The 24,226-nt window shown below is 60.9% G+C and carries 28 protein-coding genes; 17 read left to right on the forward strand and 11 right to left on the reverse strand.

Annotation, left to right across the window (positions count from 1 at the left end; genetic code table 11):
• The first annotated feature begins 1 nt into the window (after position 1).
• Positions 2-424, forward strand: a complete 423-nt coding sequence (locus tag AMK02_RS11480; RefSeq protein ID WP_064802846.1) for an NUDIX domain-containing protein — start codon at positions 2-4, stop codon at positions 422-424.
• Between the two features lie 350 nt (positions 425-774).
• On the opposite strand, the gene AMK02_RS11485 is transcribed toward AMK02_RS11480, so the two are convergent.
• Together AMK02_RS11485 and AMK02_RS11490 are read right to left on the reverse strand one after the other, a co-directional pair.
• Entirely contained in the window at positions 775-1,095 is a 321-nt protein-coding gene (locus AMK02_RS11485) for a TfoX/Sxy family protein (protein WP_064802848.1), read from the reverse strand.
• Positions 1,096-1,126: 31 nt separating this feature from the next.
• Complete coding sequence (locus AMK02_RS11490; protein WP_064802850.1) at positions 1,127-1,621, reverse strand: flavin reductase; 495 nt, start codon at positions 1,619-1,621, stop codon at positions 1,127-1,129.
• A gap of 277 nt (positions 1,622-1,898) precedes the next feature.
• On the opposite strand from AMK02_RS11490, the gene AMK02_RS11495 reads away from it, so the two are divergent.
• From AMK02_RS11495 to purB, 5 genes are all read left to right on the forward strand, one after another.
• Positions 1,899-2,981: an ABC transporter substrate-binding protein gene (locus tag AMK02_RS11495; RefSeq protein WP_064802852.1), complete on the forward strand. Its 1,083-nt coding sequence runs from the start codon at positions 1,899-1,901 to the stop codon at positions 2,979-2,981.
• Between the two features lie 63 nt (positions 2,982-3,044).
• Positions 3,045-3,722: a ribulose-phosphate 3-epimerase gene (gene rpe, locus AMK02_RS11500; RefSeq protein ID WP_064802854.1), complete on the forward strand. Its 678-nt coding sequence runs from the start codon at positions 3,045-3,047 to the stop codon at positions 3,720-3,722.
• On the forward strand, positions 3,719-4,444 hold the full coding sequence (locus AMK02_RS11505) for a DUF2259 domain-containing protein (protein WP_064802856.1): 726 nt from the start codon (positions 3,719-3,721) through the stop codon (positions 4,442-4,444). Before rpe ends, AMK02_RS11505 begins: the two co-directional genes overlap by 4 nt.
• A 2-nt stretch (positions 4,445-4,446) precedes the next feature.
• Positions 4,447-4,947 carry a hypothetical protein gene (locus AMK02_RS11510; RefSeq protein WP_064802858.1) on the forward strand — a complete coding sequence of 167 codons (501 nt, stop codon included), beginning with the start codon at positions 4,447-4,449 and terminating at the stop codon, positions 4,945-4,947.
• Positions 4,948-5,075: 128 nt separating this feature from the next.
• Entirely contained in the window at positions 5,076-6,383 is a 1,308-nt protein-coding gene (gene purB, locus AMK02_RS11515) for an adenylosuccinate lyase (RefSeq protein WP_004676261.1), read from the forward strand.
• Between the two features lie 508 nt (positions 6,384-6,891).
• On the opposite strand, the gene AMK02_RS11525 is transcribed toward purB, so the two are convergent.
• Together AMK02_RS11525 and AMK02_RS11530 are read right to left on the reverse strand one after the other, a co-directional pair.
• Positions 6,892-7,371: a low affinity iron permease family protein gene (locus tag AMK02_RS11525; RefSeq protein WP_064802862.1), complete on the reverse strand. Its 480-nt coding sequence runs from the start codon at positions 7,369-7,371 to the stop codon at positions 6,892-6,894.
• Between the two features lie 144 nt (positions 7,372-7,515).
• Positions 7,516-8,319, reverse strand: coding sequence for a DUF2189 domain-containing protein (locus tag AMK02_RS11530; RefSeq protein WP_064802864.1), 804 nt, complete (start codon positions 8,317-8,319; stop codon positions 7,516-7,518).
• Between the two features lie 172 nt (positions 8,320-8,491).
• Here AMK02_RS11530 and AMK02_RS11535 point away from each other — a divergent pair, with 172 nt between their 5' ends.
• The 7 genes from AMK02_RS11535 (at position 8,492) to AMK02_RS11565 (ending at position 14,492) form a co-directional block, all read left to right on the forward strand.
• A complete protein-coding gene (locus AMK02_RS11535) occupies positions 8,492-9,046 on the forward strand; it encodes an RBBP9/YdeN family alpha/beta hydrolase (protein WP_064802867.1) in 555 nt (184 codons plus the stop codon).
• A 94-nt stretch (positions 9,047-9,140) separates the two neighbouring features.
• Positions 9,141-11,438 (forward strand): putative bifunctional diguanylate cyclase/phosphodiesterase, encoded by a 2,298-nt coding sequence (locus AMK02_RS11540; RefSeq protein ID WP_064802869.1) that lies wholly within the window; start codon positions 9,141-9,143, stop codon positions 11,436-11,438.
• Between the two features lie 271 nt (positions 11,439-11,709).
• Positions 11,710-12,474 (forward strand): phosphoribosylaminoimidazolesuccinocarboxamide synthase, encoded by a 765-nt coding sequence (gene purC / locus AMK02_RS11545; protein ID WP_011425538.1) that lies wholly within the window; start codon positions 11,710-11,712, stop codon positions 12,472-12,474.
• Positions 12,475-12,489: 15 nt separating this feature from the next.
• Entirely contained in the window at positions 12,490-12,732 is a 243-nt protein-coding gene (gene purS / locus AMK02_RS11550) for a phosphoribosylformylglycinamidine synthase subunit PurS (protein ID WP_011425539.1), read from the forward strand.
• Between the two features lie 48 nt (positions 12,733-12,780).
• Complete coding sequence (locus AMK02_RS11555; RefSeq protein WP_064802870.1) at positions 12,781-13,335, forward strand: RNA 2'-phosphotransferase; 555 nt, start codon at positions 12,781-12,783, stop codon at positions 13,333-13,335.
• Complete coding sequence (gene purQ, locus AMK02_RS11560; RefSeq protein ID WP_064802872.1) at positions 13,332-14,003, forward strand: phosphoribosylformylglycinamidine synthase subunit PurQ; 672 nt, start codon at positions 13,332-13,334, stop codon at positions 14,001-14,003. The genes AMK02_RS11555 and purQ overlap by 4 nt, the downstream gene beginning before the upstream one ends.
• A 90-nt stretch (positions 14,004-14,093) precedes the next feature.
• On the forward strand, positions 14,094-14,492 hold the full coding sequence (locus AMK02_RS11565) for a hypothetical protein (protein ID WP_064802874.1): 399 nt from the start codon (positions 14,094-14,096) through the stop codon (positions 14,490-14,492).
• Between the two features lie 21 nt (positions 14,493-14,513).
• Here AMK02_RS11565 and AMK02_RS11570 read toward each other — a convergent pair whose 3' ends face one another.
• Positions 14,514-14,768: a DUF1127 domain-containing protein gene (locus tag AMK02_RS11570; RefSeq protein ID WP_064802876.1), complete on the reverse strand. Its 255-nt coding sequence runs from the start codon at positions 14,766-14,768 to the stop codon at positions 14,514-14,516.
• Positions 14,769-14,849: 81 nt separating this feature from the next.
• On the opposite strand from AMK02_RS11570, the gene AMK02_RS11575 reads away from it, so the two are divergent.
• From AMK02_RS11575 to AMK02_RS11590, 4 genes are all read left to right on the forward strand, one after another.
• Positions 14,850-16,268 carry an aminotransferase-like domain-containing protein gene (locus AMK02_RS11575; protein WP_064802878.1) on the forward strand — a complete coding sequence of 473 codons (1,419 nt, stop codon included), beginning with the start codon at positions 14,850-14,852 and terminating at the stop codon, positions 16,266-16,268.
• A 122-nt stretch (positions 16,269-16,390) separates the two neighbouring features.
• Positions 16,391-16,969, forward strand: a complete 579-nt coding sequence (locus AMK02_RS11580; protein ID WP_064802880.1) for an acyloxyacyl hydrolase — start codon at positions 16,391-16,393, stop codon at positions 16,967-16,969.
• 172 nt (positions 16,970-17,141) lie between these two features.
• Positions 17,142-19,373, forward strand: a complete 2,232-nt coding sequence (purL, locus tag AMK02_RS11585) for a phosphoribosylformylglycinamidine synthase subunit PurL (RefSeq protein ID WP_064802882.1) — start codon at positions 17,142-17,144, stop codon at positions 19,371-19,373.
• A 19-nt stretch (positions 19,374-19,392) separates the two neighbouring features.
• On the forward strand, positions 19,393-19,626 hold the full coding sequence (locus AMK02_RS11590) for a BolA/IbaG family iron-sulfur metabolism protein (protein WP_011425547.1): 234 nt from the start codon (positions 19,393-19,395) through the stop codon (positions 19,624-19,626).
• A gap of 173 nt (positions 19,627-19,799) precedes the next feature.
• Here AMK02_RS11590 and AMK02_RS11595 read toward each other — a convergent pair whose 3' ends face one another.
• From AMK02_RS11595 to AMK02_RS11620, 6 genes are read right to left on the reverse strand one after another with little or no spacing between them, the layout of a single operon-like run.
• Positions 19,800-20,837: a Gfo/Idh/MocA family protein gene (locus AMK02_RS11595; RefSeq protein WP_064802883.1), complete on the reverse strand. Its 1,038-nt coding sequence runs from the start codon at positions 20,835-20,837 to the stop codon at positions 19,800-19,802.
• Positions 20,838-20,839: 2 nt separating this feature from the next.
• Positions 20,840-21,289 carry a type II 3-dehydroquinate dehydratase gene (gene aroQ, locus AMK02_RS11600; protein ID WP_064802885.1) on the reverse strand — a complete coding sequence of 150 codons (450 nt, stop codon included), beginning with the start codon at positions 21,287-21,289 and terminating at the stop codon, positions 20,840-20,842.
• 31 nt (positions 21,290-21,320) lie between these two features.
• The gene (locus AMK02_RS11605; RefSeq protein WP_064802887.1) at positions 21,321-21,689 is read right to left on the reverse strand and encodes a 5-carboxymethyl-2-hydroxymuconate Delta-isomerase; all 369 of its coding nucleotides are present in this window, start codon (positions 21,687-21,689) and stop codon (positions 21,321-21,323) included.
• A 15-nt stretch (positions 21,690-21,704) separates the two neighbouring features.
• Positions 21,705-22,565, reverse strand: a complete 861-nt coding sequence (locus AMK02_RS11610) for a shikimate dehydrogenase (RefSeq protein ID WP_064802889.1) — start codon at positions 22,563-22,565, stop codon at positions 21,705-21,707.
• 18 nt (positions 22,566-22,583) lie between these two features.
• Positions 22,584-23,357, reverse strand: coding sequence for an amino acid ABC transporter ATP-binding protein (locus AMK02_RS11615; protein ID WP_064802891.1), 774 nt, complete (start codon positions 23,355-23,357; stop codon positions 22,584-22,586).
• 7 nt (positions 23,358-23,364) lie between these two features.
• Positions 23,365-24,189, reverse strand: coding sequence for a transporter substrate-binding domain-containing protein (locus AMK02_RS11620; RefSeq protein ID WP_082240298.1), 825 nt, complete (start codon positions 24,187-24,189; stop codon positions 23,365-23,367).
• Positions 24,190-24,226: the final 37 nt, after the last annotated feature.

A 24,226-nucleotide genomic window follows, 5' to 3' on the forward strand; every position in this document is an offset into this window, starting at 1 on the left:
AATGAGCAGGCCCGGCGTCGACTTCCCGGGCCTCGGCGTCGGTTTGGTGATCCTGCGCCAAGGCAGGATCCTTCTCTATAAGCGCGTGCGCCCGCCTGAAGCTGGCTACTGGAACATCGTCGGCGGCAAGGTCGATCACATGGAACCGGCTGAAGAAGCCGCGCGACGCGAAGCCGAAGAAGAAACCGGCCTCAAGATCGGTCGGATCGAACGGATCGGTGTGACCGAACAGATCATCGATGCCGACCGCCAGCACTGGATCTCCATCCTTTATCTCGCCCACGACATTGGCGGCGAGCCGCAATTGACAGAACCGGACAAGCTTTCGGATTTCGGCTGGTTTGCCCTGACGGATTTGCCCACGCCGCTGTCGGCCTTCACCAGGGCGGCGATAGCAGCCTTGCCGACTGCCGAACGCGGTTAGAGCCTTTCCTGGTTAGATTGAAGCATTCTGTGGCTCAAACGGAGTCGGATGGTCGACCGGCCGGCGCGCGTCGTAGCCCGGTTCTACGGCCAAGCCGGCCGGTCGATCAGCCGGCCCATTTCAGCCAACCCTCCCGCAGATTTGCCTGGCAAATCTGCAAGACTTTGGAATCGCCGGACGCACTTGTCGCTTCGCCGTGGCGAAGCGGTGCGGCCGGTGGGCCGGGCATGTTTCCGCCAGGATCAAAGGCGATCGGCTCGGACATACCTGGGGGTATGCCCATCGCCAATCGCCTCTGCCCTGACGAAAACCTGCTCCGGCAGAATGCTTCAATCTAACCAGGAAAGGCTCTAATCCTCTGCGCGCAGCGCCGCCTCATAGGCAAGCCTTACCCATTTCGCCATCAGATCGGGATCGTCGTAGGCTTCTTCGGGGATCGACCAATAGGGCATTTTCACCGGTTTACCCTTCTTGCCCTCATAGGCCCATTGCGTGGCGCCGGCTGCGGCAAATTCCGGAGCGCTTTTCTCATCGGCCTTCAGCAGCATCTCGTCGCGCACTTCGACGGCGACGATGCGCCCGAGATGATAAATGCCCTTGCCGCCGAACATGCGCTTGATCGTGACGGGGCCGAGCCCCTGAAACATTTCCTCGATCCCGGCATTATCCATTCTCTGTTTCCTCGCATCCCCGCCAGCCGCATTACAGCGTGTGATAATCCCGGTTCATATAGATGAGCGCCGGGTGCTTCTCGCTGAAGCGGACGGCGGCAACCTCACCGAAGATGACATTGTGCGTCGGCATTTCCTTGATGTCTGTCACCCGGCAATCGAAGGCCGCGAGCGCATCGGCAAGAACGGGGGCGCCGGTGACGAGCGTATCGAAACGGCCGCTGGCGAAGCGCTCGTCATTGGCAATCGCGGTGCGCCCGGAGAAAGCGTCGGCGACGCCCTGGTGGTGGGCGCCGAGCGTGTTGAGCACGAAGATGCCGCTTCGGAAAAAGATCTCGTTCTTCGGATTGGTGTTGTTGAGGCAGAACAGCACCGAAGCCGGATTGTCCGAGACCGAGCAGGCGGCGGTGATGGTGACGCCGCGGCGCAGACCTTCCATCGCCGTCGTCACGAGCTGCACATGACCGGCATAACGGCTCATGGCATCGCGATAAAGGCCGGGGTCGATATGCTGCCTGTTCAACACGTGCTTCTCCCGCGCGCTCTTCTGCCTGCGTCGTTCCTTAAATCGGGATCGATTTAGGAGAACTATGCAGCAATTCAAAATGCTACAGTGTCCTTTGCGCGACTGAAATGACGTCCGACACCGTAGTTCGACTTGCTATCGCGCCAATATGGCGAGCATCGGTTACCTTTTCTACAATAGGACCGGTGAAAAGCGTCGGGTTCCGCTTGTTTTTCTTTGACGATTGCGGCCTTGCGGATAAAAGGGCATGGACGATGGCTAGGGATCTTCGCCTTTCATGATCAACCTGCGTGGCATAGCAGCCTTTCTGACGCTGCTCGGAACGGCGGCCCAAGGCCATGCGGCCGGCGTGACGATCGGCGTCGTCGCCCCGCAGGGCGGGCCGCTCGGCCTCCTCGGCGCGCAGATCGCTGCCGGCGCCGGTTTCGAGATCCAGCAGTCCGGTAATACACTCGTCGCCGTCAACGAGACCTGCGAGGACAATAGCGGCGCGGCGGTCGCCGATGCGCTCGTCAATGCCAAGGTTCAGATCGCAATCGGTTTTCTCTGCAGTGAGACGCTGGAAGGCGCACTGCCGAAGCTGAAGGACGCCAATATTCCCGCGATCACCGTTTCGGCACGTTCGCGCATTCTGATGGAGGATGCGCTGAAAAACGGCTGGCCGCTCTTCCGCTTGGCACCGGCCGATGGCACTGAGGCAGCAAAGATCATCGAGGTGATCCTTAAGGACTGGGCAGCCGACCCGATCGCGCTGATCGAGGACGGCACCATTCATGGCCGCGAACTGACGGAAGCTGTGCGCAATGCGCTGGAGCAGAACGGCCTGAAGCCGGTTTTCACCGATACCTACCGGCCGGGACAGGAGCAGCAGATCGCTCTGGTGCGCCGCCTGAAACGGGCCGGCGCCACAAGGGTCTTCGTTGGCGGCGATCGCAACGATGTTGCCGTCATGGCCCGCGACGCCAAGGCGGAAAACATTCCGCTGTCGATCCTCGGCGGCGATGCCATGCGCGCCGCCGATCAGCCGCTGCCTCTCACTCCCGGCGTGCGTGCCGTCGCCCTGCCCGAATATGCGCTTTTACCGGAAGGCGGGCCGGCGGCCGGCGCTTTGCGCGCCAAGGGCACCGAGCCTGAAGGTTATGTCCTGCCATCCCTGGCGGCGGCCCTGATTGCCGGCCGGGCGGCCGAAGCCGCCGCTGCCGCCGGCAAGCCGCTGCGGGAGACACTTGTCGGCACGACGTTCCAGACACCGATCGGCGCCGTCGCCTTCACCGGCGCGCATGAGCTTTCGCAAAACCCCTACCGCCTGCTCGAATGGCGGGGCAATGGCTTTTTTCCACCTGCTGCGCCGACGCAATGAGCGGCTGCCAGCCCTGAATTTCGGCGCCGTGCGCAAGTGGCGCCCATACGGGAGTAAGACTTGATGACGCTGCCCATTCGCATTGCCCCTTCGATCCTCGCGGCGGATTTCGCCAGGCTCGGCGAGGAGGTGCGCGACGTCACCGCCGCCGGCGCCGATTGGATCCACCTCGACGTGATGGATGGGCATTTCGTGCCGAACATCTCCTTCGGTCCCGATGTCATCAAATCACTGCGTTCCTACACTTCAGCCACTTTCGACTGCCATTTGATGATCTCTCCGGTCGATGATTATCTCGAAGCCTTCGCCAAGGCCGGCTGCGACCGCATCACCGTCCACACCGAATCCGGGCCACATCTGCACCGCTCGCTGCAGACCATCCGCAATCTCGGCAAGAAGGTCGGCGTGACGATCAATCCGGCTACGCCGCTGAGCGCCATCGAGAACGTGCTCGACGACGTCGACCTCATTCTCATCATGTCGGTCAATCCCGGTTTCGGCGGACAGAAATTCATTCCCGCAATGACGGCCAAGATTGCCGCGGCAAAGTCTCTGATCGGTGACCGGCCGATCGAACTCGAGGTCGACGGTGGCGTCACCGTGGAAACGGCGCCTGATATCGCGCGAGCCGGCGGCAACGTGCTCGTCGCCGGCTCGGCAATTTTCAAGGGTGGTACGGTCGACAGCTACCGTAGGACCGTCGCCGAATTGCGTCAGGCAGCCGAAGGGGCACGAACATGAAGAAGCGTCTGATCATTGGCGGCATGCTTGCCGCCGCATTGGCCGGCCTGCCCGGCTTGTCGCTGGCCGGCGACATTGCCAGCATCCAGCCGATCGGTTTTTCCGCCGACGGCAAGATCTTTGCATTTCAGGAATTCGGCATCAAGGAAAGCGGCAGCGTCCCCTATTCCGAAACCTACTTCATCAATACCGACAGCGGCCAATATCTCGATGGCACCCCCTTCCGCACCGAACTGACGGATAAGGACGCCAATCTTTCCAAGGCCCGCCGCCAGAACCTGACGGCGGCGCGCAGTCAGATGGATAAGTACGACCTTCTGACAAATCCGGGTCTGATTGCCGCCTTCAACCCGCCAACCGAGCTCGGCTCGCCCTCGAAGACGCTTCGCTACACCACACTTGCGATCGATGGACCGCCGAAGACGCCCTATACGCTCTCACTCGGCGAGATGCCGGTGCCGACGCCGAAGGAATGCGCAACGGTCGACAAGCGGATCCTTGGCTTCAGCCTGCAGATGATCGAGAAGGAAGGTGTCCCGAACCGTCAGGCGGCGCGGCAGGCAACAGCTGTTCCGGCCGAGCGCACATGCTCGGTCGAATTCAGGATCGGCGGCGCGGTGGTCTACCAGCCGGAGGGCGGAAATCAAATTCACATTGCATTCGTCCTCGCCTTCGATGCTGAGAGGAACGGACGCTGGATCGCCGTCCCGGTCCATCCCTGAGCGTGGATCGCCCCAGGACGGATCGTCTAAGGGCGGCAAAGCCGCCCTCCTCCGATCTCTTTGTCGGCGCATTGCTCTGGGGCGTGCAGATGCTGGCCGCCGCGATGCTCGGCCTGTACCTCCGCAACGGCCTCGAGACGAGCCGGCTCGCCGAGCTGGCGGCACTCTATTTTCTCGGCGGCCTGCTGTCCTGGCCCTTCGCCCTGCCGGTCGCTCGCTTTTTTGCCTATAACAGACCGCCGGAAGCGCGGTTCGCCGCCTTTTTCGTGACGCTGACGGCAGCCACGATCCTGATGACCGCCTTTCTCTTCGCCATGGAATACCGGATCTTCTATTCGCGCTGGCACGCGCCCTTCGGCAGCGTCGCCTGGGCCTTCCAGTTCGTCTTTACCGGCATCAGCGCCGTCTACCAGTTCCTGGTGATCGGCCTTCGCCTTTTCCTGCCGCTTGGCCTCGTCTGCCTTGTCGTCAGCAGCTATCATCTTGCCAAGCGCATGCGTTGAGATTGCCGCCCGTCTTTGCTACAGGGGCGCTGAAGCAATTTCAGCAAAAGTGTTCAGCGGTTTTGCGCCCGAAATTGCGCAAAAGCAAAACATCGATGCTTAACCTCTTGAAGTGAAGGCAGCCGCCCATGATCCCGCGTTATTCCCGGCCCGAAATGGTCGCCATCTGGTCTCCCGAAACTAAGTTCCGCATCTGGTTCGAGATCGAGGCGCATGCCTGCGACGCGCTGGCCGAACTCGGCGTCATTCCGAAATCGGCAGCGAAGACCATCTGGGAAAAGGGCGGTGCGGCCACCTTCGACGTCGCCCGGATCGACGAGATCGAGGCTGTCACCAAGCATGACGTCATCGCCTTCCTGACCCATCTCGCCGAGATCGTCGGCCCGGATGCGCGCTTCGTCCACCAGGGCATGACCTCGTCAGACGTGCTCGACACCTGCTTCAACGTCCAGCTGGTGCGCGCCACCGATATTCTGATTGCCGATCTCGACCGGCTGCTGGCAGCGCTGAAAACCCGCGCCTTCGAACACAAGGACACCGTCACCATCGGTCGCTCGCACGGCATCCATGCCGAGCCTACCACCTTCGGCGTCAAGCTGGCGCTCGCCTATGCCGAATTCGAGCGCTGCCGCCAGCGCCTCGTCGCCGCCCGCGAGGAAGTCGCGACCTGCGCCATCTCCGGCGCCGTCGGCACCTTCGCCAATATCGATCCGCGCGTCGAGGAACATGTCGCCGAGGCGCTCGGCCTGAAGGCCGAGCCGGTCTCGACCCAGGTCATCCCGCGCGACCGCCACGCCATGTATTTCGCCACCCTCGGCGTCGTTGCCTCGTCGATCGAGCGGCTCGCAACCGAGATCCGCCACCTGCAGCGCACCGAGGTTCTGGAGGCCGAGGAATATTTCTCCCCCGGCCAGAAAGGCTCCTCGGCCATGCCGCACAAGCGTAACCCGGTGCTGACCGAAAACCTCACCGGCCTTGCCCGCATGGTCCGCTCCTACGCACTGCCCGCCATGGAAAACGTCGCCCTCTGGCACGAGCGCGATATCTCTCACTCCTCGGTCGAGCGCATGATCGGCCCCGACGCGACCGTCACCCTCGATTTTGCCCTCTCACGTCTGGCCGGCGTCATCGAAAAGCTGTTGGTCTACCCGGAGAACATGGAGAAGAACCTCAACAAGTTCCGCGGCCTCGTCCACTCCCAACGCGTCCTCCTGGCGCTGACCCAGGCTGGCACCTCCCGCGAGGACGCCTACCGCCTGGTGCAGCGCAACGCCATGAAGGTCTGGGAACAGGGCAAGGATTTCCTGGAAGAGCTGCTGGCGGATGCGGAGGTCCGCGCTGCGCTATCCGAGGAGGATATTCGCGAAAAGTTCGACCTTGGCTATCACACCAAGCACGTCGATACGATCTTCCGGCGGGTGTTTGGAGCTGCATAAGAATTCTTTTCTACGTCATGGCGGCGCCTTCCGGCGCCGTTGTCTCCTGTGCTGTCTACCCGACGCTCCGTCTTAGCCGCAGCCTGATCATGACCGGGAAGTAGATGCATGTCGCAAGGAGAGAAGGAGCGGACACAATCAGGATAATCTCCAATATTGTCATGTCCTTCCGTGTGAGATCATTTATCCCGCCGCACATCAAAAAGAACGACGCAACGATTAACACCAACGTTGCGATAAAGATGATGGATCCCCACAAAAATGGCCGTGAATTTACTGCGGCATATTTAATGCGATAAAAAATAAACAATAAAAAAACGATCGGAAGCGAAAGAAAAAACTTCGCGAACAGCAGACCAAGGCCTAGATCACTGAAGAAAAAAGGCAAATGGCCCAATGGCAGCCCTATGAGATAGGCCTGAAAAAACAATTCGACCTGCGGTTCTCTGAGAAAGGAAATGCAAAACAGCTTTAGACCCGACATGCGTTATAAAGCATATTGCGGAATTCAGCTCTTCTCAAGCGGTCGTTGCTTCATCTTCGAGCCCTTAGCATTCCCCGATCGCTTACGCGCATCGGTCTTTTTCGGCGCAGCGGCTTCCGCGGTCTCCGCAGTACTGCAAGCCTCCGTCTCGCCCCTGCCCTTGGCAGCCTTGGCGACCAGCTGGTCGAGATGTTTCAGCTCCTCCTCGTCGAGATTTTCGATGCCGATGAAGCGATTTTCGGCATGGCTTGTCAGGATGATTTCGTTGAGTTTGGCCTGGATTGCCCGGGTGTCGCGCGTCTGGGCGTTCTGCAGCACGAAGACCATCAGGAAGGTGATGATGGTCGTACCCGTGTTGATGATGAGCTGCCAGGTTTCCGAATAGTCGAAGAAGGGGCCGAGCAAGGCCCAGATAATGACGACGCACAGCGCCAGGATGAAGATGACGGGCTTACCCGCCCATTCCGATGTCTTGGTTGCGAAGCGGGCAAACAGATGCGTCATCGTCACCTCTGAAATCTCTCCTCGGAGTCTCGGGAGCATGATGTTGCTACAATCATGCTCTCGCAAAAAACTCCGAGGCAGGTTCGAGGTTCCCGAAAATCGGGGATCCCACGGTATCAAGGTTTTCCGCGGGCAGGACCGAAGCTATACAGCTTCCCGCGCAATCAGCTTGCGGTAGAGATGCCAGGTCGCGTGGCCGAGGATCGGGATGACGAGCGCGAGTCCGGCAAAGACCGGGATGGTGCCGACGACGAGGAGCGCTGCGACGATCAGGCCCCAGAGCAGCACCGGCACCGGATTGATGACCGTCGCACGGATCGAGGTCACGACGGCGGCGACCGCCCCGATATCACGATCGAGCAGAAGCGGGAAGGTGATGACTGAAATCGCCAGCACGACCAGCGCGAAACCGAATCCGATGAGATTGCCCCAGACGATCAGCTGTAGGCCTTGCGCCGTGCCGAAAACCTGGCGGGTGAAGTCCGTCATGGTGCGCGGAAACACTTCGCCGAGAAGATTGGCGTACAGCGTCTGTGCCGTCACCAGCCAGACGACGAACAGGCCAAAGAGCATCAGCCCGACCGCGATGATCGAAGGCAGCGCCGGCGAATGGCGCACCTCGAGCGCATGCGTCCATGACGTATCGAGGCCTTCCTCGCGCCGGCGGCTGATCTCATAAAGACCGATCGCCGCAATCGGGCCGATGAGCACGAAACCGGACATCAGCGGGAAGACCATTGGCAGAAGATTGGCGCCGGAGGTCCACAGCGTCAGGAAGACGCCGGCAATCGGATACATCAGGCACAGGAACACGTAATGGGAAGGCTTCTCACTGAAATCGTCGAGCCCGCGCTTGAGCGCATCGAAGACGTCGGCGATGCCGATGCGATTGACCACGGGCCGCGCCAGGTTTTCACTGGCACCCGTCATGACATGAAATGCCGCCATGGCTTTCTCCTCCTCAGCCGAGACTTGATCGGCCGCGGACATGCATCGGCGGGTAAGCCGATACGAAATCCGCAACCGGCACTGGAGTAACATAACAAATTTCAGCGCCCGTGTCGCTCCCTTGCCGCCCCCTCTTGACATCTTGGTCAAGCCTTCTCACATCGGCGGCACTATGAAAGCCTCAGACGCAGATATTCTCATCATCCCCGGCTACACCAATTCCGGCCCCGGCCACTGGCAGAGCCGCTGGCAGGCGAAGCTCAGCACAGCGCGGCGCGTCGAACAGGCCGAATGGACAAAGCCGGTCCGCGAGGACTGGATCGCCCGCATCGCCGAAGAGGTGAACGCCTCGACCCGCCCGGTCGTGCTCGTCGCCCATTCGCTCGGCGTGCCCTCGGCAATCCATGCCATCCCACATTTCCGCAAACGGGTGGCAGGCGCTTTCCTTGTCGCTCCGCCTGAAGTCACCAATCCCGACATTCGCCCCAAGCACCTGATGACCTTCGGGCCCTATCCGCGCGACCCGCTGCCCTTCCCTTCGATCACCGTCGCCAGCCGCAACGATCCGTTCGGCAGCTACGACCATGCCGACGATATCGCCAGCAGCTGGGGTTCCTTCCTCGTCGATGCCGGCGAGGCGGGGCATATCAATGCTGAGTCCGGGCACGGCCCGTGGCCCGAAGGAACAATGGTCTTCGCCCAATTCCTCAGCCGCCTCTCTGCCTGATTTGGAACCCCCGACCCTCGCCATTTCAGCGACCGCTTTCTAAGCATTTCTTAATAGAAAGCCCCCAGACTGCGCCGAGATGAAATCAGCGAGAATGCCCGTGAAGAAAGCCCGCCCGGAGGCCGACAAACCGCATGGCGATCTCGCAGCGGCTGAGGCTGGCGTCGGCAACGGGTCGACCGACGATTCCGATCTGGCCGAGCGCGAGAGCCGCTGGAACCATGCGCTTGTTGGTTCCGGCCTCGGCGTATGGGATCACAATTACCGTCTCGACCGGAAATATTATTCGCCGACGTGGAAAATCATCCGCGGAATGGCGCCGGACGAGGACGTCGCCGGCGACTACGAGGCTTGGCTGCAACTCGTCCATCCCGACGACCGCGACTTCGTCGCTCATGCGATCGAGCGGCAGAATGCCGGCGATCCGGATTATCAGATCTTCCAATATCGTGAACGCCACAGGGACGGCCACTGGGTCTGGATCGACTGCCGTGGCGCCTGCGTCGAATGGGATGAGAACGGGGTACCGACGCGCATCGTCGGCACGGATATCGATATCACCGCCCGCAAGGAAGCCGAGGAGACGCTGTCGCGCCTGTCACGCCGGCTCGATCTGGCGCTGGAAATTTCCCGCATCGGCGTCTTCGAGGCCGACATCGAAAACGACAGCGTCGAATGGGACGATCGCCTGATTGCCATTTACGGCTTGCAGGGTGCGGCGCGCAAGATCGGCGGCGAGGCCTGGGCCGAAAGCCTGCATCCGGACGACCGGGAGCGCGTGCTCGGGCTGGCCGACCGCAGCGTCGAAAGCGGCAGCGACTTTCAGCAGGAATACCGCATAATCCGCGGCGACGGCGTCGAACGCATCATCCGTGCCCGCTCGGCCTTCTTCGTCGACGGCAACGGCCAGCGCAAGCTGATCGGCGCCAATTGGGACGTCACCGAGGAGGTCGCGCTTCGCAACGAGCTGCAGCGTGCCAAGGAACTGGCGGAAGCCCGCAACCGCGAACTCGAAGCCGCCAAGGAAAGCATCGAACACCTGGCGCTGCACGATTACCTCACCGGCCTGCCGAACCGCCGCTATCTCGACAAGATGCTCGACGACGGCGCGGCGCAATGCCGGGCTAAAGGCCTCGCTTTGGCGGTTCTGCATATCGATCTCGACCGCTTCAAGCAGATCAATGATACCCTCGGCCATCGGGCGGGCGACGCCATGCTGCAGCACACCGCAAATGTGCTCAGATATTCCGTCCGCGCCGCCGATTTCGTCGCCCGTATCGGCGGTGACGAATTTGTCATCCTCTGCGCCGTCGATGCTGCATCGAAGAAGATCGCCAGCCTGGCCGAACGCCTGATCCGAGAATTGCGCCGACCCGTCAGATATGAGGGGCATGACTGCCGTTTCGGCGCCAGCATCGGCATCGCGGTCAATGGCGGCGCCAAGCTCGACGCCAAGCAGACGCTGCTCGACGCCGACATCGCACTCTATCGTGCCAAAGGTCTCGGCCGAAACCGCTTCGAATTCTTCTCGGCATCGGCCCGCAACGATATCGTCTCTGCCAAGCAGCTCGCCGATGAAATCCTGATCGGCCTGGAGCGCAATGAATTCGTGCCGTTCTATCAATTACAGTTCGACGCCCGCACGCTCGATGTCACAGGCGTCGAGACGCTCGCACGGTGGCAACATCCCGTGCACGGCCTGCTGACGCCAGACCGCTTTCTCGATATCGCCGAGGATCTCGACGTCGTCTCGACGATCGACGCCTTGATCCTCGAGCGCGCGCTGGCGGACCGCCGTGCCTGGATCAAGGATGGCCTGTCGATCCCGAAAATATCGGTCAACGTTTCCGCCCGGCGGCTGACCGATCCCGATCTTGGCAAGAAGCTCCGCGCCCTGAAGATCGAGCCCGGCGCGATCGCCTTCGAACTGCTGGAATCGATCCCGCTCGATGATTGCGACAAGGTGGTGGCGGCCAATTTGAAAAAGATCCGCAAGCTCGGCATCGACATTCACATCGACGACTTCGGCACCGGCCACGCCTCGATCGTCAGCCTTCTGCGCCTGAGCCCGAACACGCTGAAGATTGATCGCGAGCTGATCCGCATGCTGCCGCAGTCTGCCGAGCAGCGTAAACTCGTCGGCTCGATCATCGATATCGGGCGCTCGCTCAATATTCTCGTCATTGCCGAGGGCGTCGAAACGGCTGATCATGTGCGCATTCTGGAGCAACTCGGCTGCGACACGCTGCAGGGCTATGCGCTCGCCCGGCCGATGCCGGCCATACAGATCCCCTCCTTCATTCGCGTCGGAAGCTGGCGAAACGGGCTGACCGCCGCGCGCGGCTTGCAGACGCATCTTCTCCGCGCGACGCCAAGCAGAACCGCCAAATAAAACCTGTATAAGCGGCCCGCCATTTCGCCTTCATTCCACCGTAGAGAAAAAGCCGCTAGACTCGTAACGCGAATTCATTCGATTCTCTTGGCGCTATTCCGTAAAATCCGGAAACAGGGCCATGAAATCCGGGAACCGAGGCCACGAAATCCGGAAACCGGGGAAGGAGCGACAGGCGGATTGTGAAACACTCTCTTTTCCTTTAAGGGGACGCCACGAGATCGATCCACTCGCGCTATCCCAAGAGCGCCAACAACAGAGAATGACCAAGATGAACCGTCGCCGCCGTATCTACGAGGGCAAGGCAAAGATTCTGTATGAGGGCCCGGAGCCGGGCACTTTGATCCAGTTCTTCAAGGACGATGCCACCGCCTTCAACAAGAAGAAACACGAAGTCATCGACGGCAAGGGCGTTCTCAACAACCGCATTTCCGAATATATCTTCAGCCATCTGAACAAGATCGGCATCCCCACCCATTTCATCCGCCGGCTCAACATGCGCGAGCAGCTGATCAGGGAAGTGGAGATGATCCCGCTGGAGATCGTCGTGCGCAATGTCGCCGCCGGTTCTCTCGCCAAGCGCCTCGGCATCGAGGAAGGCGTCGTGTTGCCCCGCTCGATCATCGAGTTCTATTACAAGTCCGACGCCCTCGACGATCCGATGGTCTCCGAAGAGCACATCACCGCCTTCGGCTGGGCCAATCCGGCCGAGCTCGACGACATCATGGCGCTCGCCATCCGCGTCAACGATTTCATGACCGGCCTCTTCCTCGGCGTCGGCATCCAGCTTGTCGATTTCAAGATCGAATGCGGCCGCCTCTTCGAAGGCGACATGATGCGGATCATCCTCGCCGACGAAATCTCGCCCGACAGCTGCCGGCTCTGGGATATCGAAACCCGCGAGAAGATGGACAAGGACCGCTTCCGCCGCGATCTCGGCGGGTTACTCGAAGCCTATTCCGAAGTCGCACGCCGTCTCGGCATCATCAATGAAAACGAGCCTGTGCGCGGCACCGGCCCGGTTCTCGTCAAGTAAGGCAGGAAAGACAAAGTGATCAAGGCTCGTGTCACCGTCACGCTGAAAAACGGCGTTCTCGATCCGCAGGGCAAGGCCATCGAAGGCGCGCTCGGCGCCCTCGGCTTTTCGGGCGTCGGCCATGTAAGGCAAGGCAAGGTCTTCGACCTGGAGCTCGAAGGCGCCGACAAGGCCATGGCCGAGGCAGACCTCAAGGCGATGTGCGAAAAACTGCTCGCCAACACGGTCATCGAGAATTACGCGATCGCGATCGACTGACCATTGCAGACCTGCTCGTCATCCGACGGGTCTTATGGATTGAGCGTCATGCTGAAGGCAAAGCTGGAGACGGAAGTCTCGAAATTCATGAGCTATGTTTTGCGCCATGCGCCGGATGCCGCAGGCTTGACGCTTGATGCCGAGGGTTGGGTATCGTTCGATGATCTCGAAAAGGTGCTGACGTCGAAATACGGCGTCTCCCGCGCCGATATCCTCGAGGTCATCGACAACAGTCCGAAGAAACGCTTCACGCTTGTCGATAACAGGATCCGCGCCAATCAGGGCCACAGTGTCGAGGTCGACCTGGCATTGATCCCGGTTGAACCGCCGGCAGTTCTCTTTCACGGCACGTCACTCACGAACTGGCCGTCGATCGAGCGCGAAGGCCTGAAGAAGATGGAGCGGCACCATGTCCATCTATCGGCCGACATCGATACGGCGAAAATTGTCGCCGTGCGCCGCAAGGGCGACTATATCATTCTGCGTGTCGACGCAGCCGCCATGTTTTCAGAAGGCCATTCTTTCTTTGTCGCGGACAATGGAGTATGGCTCGCCGAGAGCGTTCCAGTCCAATATCTTTCGCGAAATGCGGGGACTCTATGAAATCAGCCGTCGTTCAACTTCCGGGCCTCAACCGCGATCGCGACATGATCGCCGCTCTCACCAAGATCACGGGTCACCAACCGGTGACGATCTGGCAGACGGAGACGGAAATCCCCGACGTTGACCTGATCGTCATCCCCGGCGGCTTTTCCTATGGCGATTATCTGCGCTGCGGCGCGATCGCCGCCCGCATGCCGGTCATGCAGGCGATCATCGACAAGGCTGCGAAGGGCGTGAAGGTGCTCGGCGTCTGCAACGGCTTCCAGATCCTCGTCGAAGCCGGCCTGCTGCCGGGCGCGCTGATGCGTAACGCCTCGCTGAAATTCGTCTGCCGCGAGATCAAGCTCGAAGTCGTCAATGCCGAGACGGATTTCACCCGCGCCTACGCGCGAGGGCAGGTCATCCGTTGCCCTGTCGCCCACCACGACGGCAATTATTTTGCCGACGAAGCGACGCTGGCGAAGATCGAGGGCAATGGTCAGGTGCTGTTCCGTTATGCCGAGGGCACCAATCCGAATGGTTCGATCAACGACATTGCCGGCGTGATGAACGAAAAGGGCAATGTGCTCGGCATGATGCCGCATCCCGAAAACCTGATCGAGGCCGCCCATGGCGGTTCGGATGGCCGGGGCCTCTTCGCCTCGGCGCTCGACGTCGTCGCCGCCTGACCCCCACCTCAACCATGCCGCCCGCAGGCCTACCGCGGGCAACGGCGTGCAGCCGAGAAGACCTTCATCCGGATCACTGGAGCAAGATCAATGCGTCCCCGCCTCTCCGTCGCAAACGCCGCCTTGTTGACTGCTCTGGCAAACATTGTCGCCGCCTGCCAATCACCGGCCCCGGCAGCAGGTCCAAACCGGGCGGCGTTGCCGACGATGGAACGCGTAGCGCTCGGTGCCAATGCCTGCTGGTTCAAATCGGGCGATCCGGCCTTTGCAGCCTATAAGCTCGCTCCGGAGCTCAACTCCTTCTCCGGTCGGCCGCGCATCCTGCTCGTCCACAAGGCCAGCCCGGAAAGCCGGCCGCTGCTCGTCGTCCAGGCCGAGGGAAGCCCTGCCCGTCTGCAGGCCTTTGGTCCGATGATGTCGGACCCCGTCGCCGGCCGCATCGCCGCCGACGTCAATCGTTGGTCCGGCGGCAACAGAGCCTGCAATTGATCGCCGCGGTCGCCCGCAGCATCAGTCCCAGAAAAATGACTTGCCGATTTCGCGTGCGGCTTCGGACTGCGATACCCCGATATCCTTGAGCCCTGCCGCCGTAAGCTCCCTGAGCGCGCGCCGTCCCTCCCGCTTCTGATGCCAGAGACGAATGGCGGCCCAGATCCGTCCCAGAGGCATCGTCGCCTCGGCAGGCGGGCTGGGAAGAATGACGCGCCTGTCCTCATAAGAGACAATCGGCACAATTGGCGTATTGATTTCGGGCAATGCAGACATTCCAGGAATCCTCTCGGCTCATCCGTGCAATTGACTCTTAATCTTGACAGGCACACAGTGACAATATAAGCAATTGTCACCATGACAAATTGGCTTCCTGATCTTTCCCGCGGCTCCGGGCCGGTCTATCTCCGGCTTGCCGACAGCATCGAATCCGCCATTGCGAGCGGCGCCCTGCCCGCCGGCAGCAAATTGCCGCCGCAGCGTAATCTTGCCTATGATATCGGGGTGACGATCGGCACGATCGGCCGCGCCTATGCGCTGGTGCACGAGCGCGGCCTGGTTGCCGGCGAGGTGGGCCGCGGCACCTACGTGCTGAACCGCGCCGAGACGCCGCCCGGCGAACAAACCGATGCACTGGCCGTCTCGCTTGGCGGCACTCGCTTTCAGGACGCGCCGGCCGACAAGATCCGTTTCGATACGACAGCCGCCCCCGATCTCGGCCAGGGCAAGATCATCTCAGCCATCCTCGCCGAGATCGGCGAACAGCATCTCACCGAGATTTCCTCCTATTCCCGTAGCTTTCCGCGGAACTGGTTCGACGCGGGCCGCCGCTGGCTTGCCCGCAGCGGCTGGACACCGGAGGTCGAAAACATCGTACCGACGCTCGGGGCCCATGCCGCGGCGGTTGCCGTTATTGCCGCTGTCTCGGCGCCGGGCGACAAGATCGTCTTCGAAAATCTGACCTATACCCAGGTCAGCCGCAGCGCCCGCCTTCTCGGCCGCCGTACGGTGACGGTCGATTCCGACGAATTCGGCATCATTCCCGACGATTTCGAACGGCTCTGCCAGCAGCAGCATCCGAAGATCGCCTTCCTGATGCCGACCGTGCATAATCCGACAGTGACGATCATGCCCTACGAGCGGCGCGCGGCAATTGCCGCAATTGCCAGAAAGCACAGCGTCTGGCTGATCGAGGACGACCTCTACGGCGGCATGGCCGACGATGAGACGCCGCTCATTGCCGCGCTTGCGCCCGATCGCACCTTCCTGGTCAACGGCCTGTCGAAATCGGTCGCCGCCGGTGTGCGCGGCGGCTGGGTCGCCTGCCCGCCGCATTTTGCCCAGCGCATCAAGGTAACGCACAGGATGGTCACCGGCGGCCTGCCTTTCATCCTGGCAGAGACCTGTGCCCGCCTGGTCGAAAGCGGCCGGGCGCACGAGATCCGCAAGGAAGTTATCGGGGAACTCTCCCGACGTGCCCACCTCGCCCGCGAGCATCTGCGGGGTTTCGACTTCGCGTCGCACCCGCATGCGCCCTTCCTCTGGCTGAAACTGCCGGAGCCCTGGATGTCCGGCACCTTCAAGAATGCCGCCTTTCGCGACGGCGTGCTGGTCGATGACGAAGACGAGTTTAAGGCGGCCCGCGGCGAGAAAACCTACTACCGCATTCGCATCGGCTTCTCCTCACCCAAAACGGGCCAGGAATTGACCGCAGGCCTGATGATCCTGCGCCGGCTGCTGGAAAATGGCGGTTCCGCCTATGACGGCGAAATATGACCTGTTGCAAATACACGCCATAATTCCGAAAAAACGCACACGCCTGACGAGAGCGCTTTACCGCTCCGACCCCCGTGCTACCTCTTTGTTATTCCCGCTTGGTGCGAATCAAAGGACGGCAGATGAGGGTCGAGTTCGGAAAGATCGCGTTACGCTTCTTGGGGCTGGCATCCGTGGCGGCCGTAGCCGTCACTTCGATGGCGGGTTCGGCCAATGCCGGCGAGCAGATATTCGATGAATTGCGATTCGGGGCCTCCGCCTCGGTGCAATCGGGTCGTGCCGGGGAAGATGGCGTTTTTCCGGAGATTACCGCTCTCTTCGATCCTTTTGGATATGAGGAGGCCGTCGGCTGGCAGCAACAGCTGTTGCATCCCCGCGTCCATCTCGGCACCTCGATCGGCACCTCGGGTGAAGCAACGCAGTTCTTCACGGGCTTCACCTGGACGGTCGATCTCAACGAGAAGCTCTTTGCCGAAGCCGGATTCGGCGGGGTCATCCATACCGGCGAGCTGGACGACAATGATGACGGCCCGGAACTCGGCTGTCGCGTTCTGTTCCACGAATATGTCGGCGCCGGCTACCGTTTCACCCGCAATTGGAACGTGATGGCCCAGATCGCCCACTCCTCTCATGCCGATCTCTGCGACGGCCCGAACGACGGTATGACGCGCGCCGGCATCCAGATCGGCTACAAGTTCTGAGCGATTGCCGCCTTCACGAGAACAAAAGCCTGTCCGCCCTGTAAACTGAACCCCGAAGTTGGGTGTCCAACTTCGGAGATCAGTTCACTGTGTTGACGGTGGTTTTTTTCTGTCGCGCGCCGCCGCTACATAAGCTAAAGACAGCGCAAACCGCGCCAGGGACTTTCCGCTCATGACCATTCCAAACACCATCCCGATCACGTCGGAACTCATCGCAAGCCACGGCTTGAAGCCGGACGAGTACCAGCGCATTCTGGATCTGATCGGCCGCGAGCCGACTTTCACCGAGCTCGGCATCTTCTCGGCCATGTGGAACGAGCACTGCTCCTACAAGTCCTCGAAGAAATGGCTGCGCACGCTGCCGACCAAGGGGCCGCGGGTCATCCAGGGGCCCGGCGAGAATGCCGGCGTCGTCGATATCGATGACGGCGATTGCGTGGTTTTCAAGATGGAGAGCCACAATCACCCCTCCTACATCGAACCGTATCAGGGTGCTGCGACCGGCGTCGGCGGCATCCTTCGCGACGTCTTCACCATGGGCGCCCGGCCGATCGCCGCGATGAACGCGCTGCGCTTCGGTGAGCCGGATCACCCGAAGACCCGCCATCTCGTCTCCGGCGTCGTCTCCGGCGTCGGCGGTTACGGCAATTCCTTTGGCGTTCCCACGGTCGGTGGCGAAGTCGAGTTCGATGCGCGTTATAACGGCAATATCCTCGTCAACGCCTTTGCCGCCGGCATCGCGAAATCGAACGCCATCTTCCTGTCCGAAGCCAAGGGCGTCGGCCTCCCGGTCGTCTATCTCGGCGCCAAGACCGGCCGCGACGGCGTCGGCGGCGCGACCATGGCATCGGCCGAATTCGACGAATCGATCGAGGAAAAGCGCCCGACCGTTCAGGTCGGCGACCCCTTCACCGAGAAATGCCTGCTCGAAGCCTGCCTCGAGCTGATGCAGACCGGCGCCGTCATCGCCATTCAGGACATGGGTGCGGCCGGGCTCACCTGCTCGGCCGTCGAAATGGGCGCCAAGGGCGATCTCGGCATTCTGCTGGAACTCGACAAGGTACCGGTCCGTGAAGAGCGGATGACCGCCTATGAGATGATGCTGTCGGAAAGCCAGGAGCGCATGCTCATGGTGCTGCAGCCGGAAAAGGAAGAGCAGGCCAAGGCGATCTTCGTCAAATGGGGCCTCGATTTCGCCATCGTCGGCAGGACGACCGATGATCTGCGCTTCCGCGTCATGCATCAGGGCGAAGAAGTCGCCAACCTGCCGATCAAGGATCTCGGCGACCAGGCGCCTGAATATGACCGCCCTTGGCGTGAATCCGGCAAGCCGGCGCCCCTGCCCGCTAATCTCGTCGCCGCCCCCAAGGATTACGGCCAGGCGCTGCTCCAGCTCGTCGGCTCCGCCAATCAGTCGAGCCGCCGCTGGGTCTACGAACAGTATGACACGCTGATCCAGGGCAATTCTCTGCAGCTCCCCGGTGGCGACGCCGGTGTCGTGCGCGTCGATGGCCACAAGAGCAAGGCGCTTGCCTTCTCCTCCGACGTGACGCCGCGTTATGTCGAGGCCGATCCCTTCGAGGGCGGCAAGCAGGCGGTCGCTGAATGCTGGCGCAACATCACTGCGACAGGCGCCGAGCCGCTTGCCGCCACCGACAATCTCAACTTCGGCAACCCCGAAAAGCCCGAAATCATGGGCCAGTTCGTTCAGGCGGTGAAGGGCATCGGCGAAGCATGCCGCGCGCTCGATTTCCCGATCGTCTCCGGTAACGTCTCGCTCTACAACGAGACCAATGGCGTCGCCATCCTGCCGACGCCGACGATTGCAGGCGTCGGCCTGCTGCCGGACTGGCGCAAGATGGTCCGCATCGGCAGCGCCAATGTCGGCGACAAGGTGATCATGATCGGCGTCGACGGCAGCCACCTCGGCCAGTCCATTTACCTCCGCGATGTCCTTTTCAGCCGCGAGGGTCCGGCGCCGGAAGTCGATCTCTTCGCCGAGCGCCGCAACGGCGATTTCGTCCGCTCCGTCATCCGCAACGGCCAGGCGACCGCCTGCCACGACATTTCCTCGGGCGGCCTGGCCGTTGCCCTTGCCGAAATGGCCATGGCCTCGGACAAGGGCATTCAGATCGATCTCGCCGAAGGCAAGGGTGCTGCGCATGCGCTGCTCTTCGGCGAAGATCAGGCCCGTTACGTGCTGACTGTGCCGGCCGATGTCGCCGATTTCGTCTGCGTCAATGCGGAAGGCGCTGGCGTTCCCTTCCGTCGCCTCGGCACGGTCGGGGGCGATACACTTGATGTCGGCGATCTTATTTCACTGCCGATTCAGCAATTGCGCGATGCCCATGAATCGTGGTTCCCTGATTTCATGGAAGGCCGCGGCGAACTTGCCGCGGAATGATGCGCAAGGAGTAACGATCATGGCCATGAAACCCGGCGATATCGAAGACATGATCAAGGCTGGGATTCCCGGTGCCAAGGTGACGATCCGCGATCTGGCGGGCGACGGCGATCACTACGCCGCCGAAGTCGTCGCCGAAGCCTTCCGCGGCAAGAGCCGCGTGCAGCAGCACCAGATGGTCTACGAGGCGCTGAAGGGCAATATGGGTGGCCTATTGCACGCTCTCGCTCTGCAGACCTCCGCGCCGGATTGATATGCCGGCTTCGCCCGGTTGAAGCTTTGAAATGAAACAAGACCCGGGTGGAAGCATTCCTTCCTGCCGGGTCTTTGGTTCTCTGCAAAGCGGTTCTGGATGACAAAGGCGCCCGAACTCGTATGCACCCTACGTCAAACAGTTGCGACCGCCTTGAGCTGGCGCGCAACCATTTAGGTCAGGCTGATACGCTTGCCCGCTGCGGCGGATCGCTTCACGGCATCGATAACCTTCAAGGTTTCTAGTCCCTCACGTCCGCTGACCAGCGGCGCTTCTTCGCCTCTGATGACCCTGCAAAGCTGGCGTATCTGCAAGATGAGCGGGTCTTCATTCTCGACTTCGGCGCGATTGCATTCGAATGGTTCCGTCCAACTCCGCTTGCTGGGATTGCTCCACATTTCGAGTGACGGCACCGACAGCGACCCGCGGGTGCCGCCGATCATGTAGCAGGCCTCCCCAGTTTTAGGATAGGCGGGATTTTCGCCGGTCGTCATTTCCCAACTCCATGGGGCGACGACGCAATCCGAAACGGAAGCAGTGCCGAGAATTCCGTTCTTGAACTCGATGAGGATCACTGCGGTCTCCTCAACGGCGTTTCCGCGAACTGCATTGGATTCGCATGCCTGGACGGCAGCGATATCTCCAAACAGGTAACGAAGGTTGTCGATGTCGTGGATCAGATTGAGAAAGACTGGTCCCGCGCCGCGTTCGCGCCGCCAGGAAGTGTCGAAGTATTCCTCCGGTTTGAATAGCCAGAACATGGCATTTACGACCAGTATTCGCCCGAGCTCTCCGCTTTCGATAATCTGTTTAGCCCTTTGCATCATCGGATTATGTCGGCGATGATGTCCGGTCAGCAGCGGAACGCCTTTGACCTCGGCTATCTGAACAAGCTTCTCGCCAGCGGCAATATCGTCGGCGATTGGCTTCTCGATCAAGGCCGGGATGCCGGCCTCTACGGCCTCAAAGCCGTTTCTGACATGGATCTGGTTGGGCGTCGCGATGATGACGCCGTCGGGGCGCCCCGCGGCGACCAGTTCAGCGAAGCTCGAAAACCATTTGGTGCCGACCTCGCTTGCGATCGCCTCTCCAGCCGGGGTCGGATCGACGATAGCGATAAGCTCTGCCATCGGTTCGTCCAGCACGTGTTTGATGTGACGCCTTCCGATAAGCCCCGCTCCGAGGACCGCCAGTCTGACTGCGGGAGCCATTGTCACTCCTTCTTCGGCACCTTGAGCATCGTCGCGACTCGGCGGATTCCGAGCTGATAGCCCTCCGTACCAAGACCGGCGATGACTCCATCGGCGCGGTGGGAAACGAAAGAATGATGACGGAAGCTTTCACGCTTATGCACGTTGGAGATATGGATCTCGATGACGGGACCTTCGAATGTGTTCAAGGCGTCGAGAATTGCCAGCGACGTGTGCGTGAATGCGGCCGGATTGATGACGATGCCGGCTCCGTCTTCGCGCGCTTCGTGGATCCAGTCGATGATTTCATATTCACGGTTGCTCTGGTGGAAACGGATCTCGTGGCCGAGTTCCGAGGCCAGTTTCCGGCAGTCTGCTTCGACGTCGGCCAGCGTCTCGTGACCATAGATGTGAGGCTGACGCTTGCCGAGCAAATTGAGGTTTGGGCCGTTGAGAACGTAGATCAAGCTCATTGTAATTGTCCTTGTGAGGGCGTTGCCAGGCTCAGGCGAACGCTATTTGCTGGAATGCGAAGTCCGGATCGGATTCGTAAAGATCTGCCCGCAGCCCCAGCCGGCCCGCTTGCAGCGCGGGGGCCGCTACATCGCACGCGGCTTCGAGGACTGCCTTCAACAGCCGCCGCTTCGTTTCTGCCGGCCGGCCAGGCGCCATGCGCACGATTATCTGGATGAAGTGATTGTCCGGATGCTCGTCGCCGACGCAGGAGAAGGTCGCCTCCCTGGCAAACGTCCGCACGGCTGTGGGTTTCACCAGGCCTCCGTCGCGCACTCGATGATGGACCGCTCTGGTCAATTCGTCGATCGCCACCCGTTCGGCAGCACCTCGGCTGTAGTCGATGATAATGTGCGGCAAGGCATGTCCTCCCGGTCAGGCTGGAGCTCGGCACAATTCTTCGAAGTGACGCGACATGCGTTCCGCATCCGGTTTTACACACGTGAATAGTTCAAAGGCCGCCGCGGCCTGGAACACGGTCATGCCGCCGCCCGGCAAGGTCCTGCACCCCTTCTTCTCTGCCAGGGCCAAAAGTTCCGTCACGAGCGGCATGTAGACGATATCGGCGACCCAGTGACGTGGGTGAAGCCATTCCGGTTCGATCGGAAGACCCGGATGACTTCGCATGCCCGTCGGCGTCGCGTGAATCAGCCCATCGGCCGAAGCGAGCGCCGCACCGACTTCCCTGACCGGCTGCGCGCAGGTTCTTGAAAAGCGCCGGTTGAGCTGATCGGCAAGCGCGGCGGCGCGATTTGTGTCCTGGTCGAAGATCGAGAGCATCTCGATACCGAGCTTAATTGCCGCGTGCGCGACCGCCACCCCTGCGCCGCCGGCTCCGAGCAGGACGGCATGCGTTTTGGCGACACCGGGCATGCCGCGCTCGAAATTCTTGTAGAAGCCATACCAGTCTGTATTGTGCCCGATCCGCTTTCCGTCCCGAAGCACAACCGTGTTGACCGCTCCGAGCATCTCGGCGTCCTCCGACAGGCTGGTAAGATGAGCGATGACCGTCTGCTTGCAGGGGTGCGTGATGTTGCTTCCCGCGAATCCGCGGTCTTCGAGCTCTACGAGCAATTCAGGCAGCGCAGAAGCGGGTAAACTGCGCTCGGCGAAATCGACGAGTTCATAATGGTAATCCAGCTTCAGGTGCCGCGCCTCGATTTCGTGCAGTGCGGGTGACTTCGACATCTGGATGTCGGCCCCGATGAGACCGACGAGGAATTTGTTATTGTTCATCTCAAAAACCCAATCGGCTCAGTGATGTGCGAGGATCTCGCCAAGGAAAGCCTTGGTGCGCTCATGCTTCGGAGACTTGAAGAAGACCTCGGGCTCGGCCTCCTCTATGATCTCGCCGGAAGCCATGAAGATGACCCTGTCTGCAACCTGACGGGCGAAGCCCATTTCATGGGTGACGCAGATCATGGTCATGCCGTCGCGTGCGAGTCCGATCATCGTGTCCAGCACTTCCTTGACCATTTCCGGATCGAGCGCCGATGTGGGTTCGTCGAACAGCATCGCCTTGGGTTCCATGCAGAGCGCCCGGGCAATGGCGACACGCTGTTGCTGCCCTCCGCTGAGCTGCGCGGGATATTTCTCCGCCTGGTCAAGGATTCGAACTCGTTCGAGGTATTTTCTCGCCAGCCTCTCGGCGTCGGCCCGGCTGGTTCCGCGGACCCTCATAGGTGCAAGCGCGCAGTTCTGCAGAACGGTCATGTGCGGGAACAAATTGAAGTTCTGGAACACCATCCCGACTTCACGCCGAATGGCATCAACCGCCTTGCTTGTGCCGTCGAGCAACTGCCCCTCGACGATGATCCTGCCTTCCTGGATCAGCTCGAGAGCGTTGATGCAGCGGATCAACGTCGACTTGCCGGAACCCGAAGGTCCGCAAAGGACGATCTTCTCACCTTTGCGAACCGACAGGCTGATGTTTTTCAGCGCATGGAAGGAGCCGTACCACTTCTCCACCTGATTTAAAGATATCAATGTCGACTGATCATTAGCGGAACTGAGCACGGCACCCTCCATGTATGCTTTACTTAACGGTGAACGGAATGTTGGGGATGGATTCCGGGAACGTCGGCAGATCGATCTTCATCCACTTCTTGGTGATGGCTGCAAGTTCGCCATTAGCCTTGATCTTGTCGAGAAAGGCATTGACGGCCTCGTTCCAGTCCTTCTCGCCCAGTCGCGTTCCAACGCCATTGTAAGTCGTCAGGAAGTCGATCTTGCGCTCGTAGGTGCCGGCGCTGGCGGCATCGAGCCGCTGTCCGTAGAACATGTTGCCTCCGACGGCCTTGACCTGTCCGGAGACCAGCGCCTGAATGGTTGCGGCGTCGTCGTCGAAACGGCGGACGGTCGCCGTCGATCCCATCGCGTCGGTAATAGCCTTGTCCTGCGAGCTGGACTTCGGCACGCCGATTTCCCAGCCGGCTACATCGGCAGGCGTTTTTGCGGTATCGGCCTTTGCCGCATAAAGTGAGATCGTGTTCGCCGCGTATGGCTTGCTGTACTGGATCGATTTGGCGCGCTCTTCCGTCATGGCCATGGTGGCGAACAGGATGTCGACCTTGCCGGTGGTCAGGGCCGGAATGCGGTTGGCGACAGCGAGCGGCTGGAACTCGACCTTAACTCCGAGTTCCCTAGCGAAGAGTGTCGCGACATCGGCATCGAACCCGTCCTGCTTGCCGCTCGTGTTGACGAAGCCCCATGGCGCGTTGTCGCCCTGAATGCCGACGACGATCGTGCCCTTGGCCTTGATCTCCTCGACGGTCGCCGCGGAAGCCGCAGCAGCGCCTACCGTGGCGAAGGCGGCCGTAGCCAGGGCCATTCCAAGAAATTGTCTGCGATTGCTATACATTCCATTCTCCTCCTCTGTGGTCTTTGCTTCGAGCGAA

This window comes from Rhizobium sp. N731 (assembly GCF_001664145.1).
In the GTDB taxonomy this organism is placed as follows: domain Bacteria; phylum Pseudomonadota; class Alphaproteobacteria; order Rhizobiales; family Rhizobiaceae; genus Rhizobium; species Rhizobium esperanzae.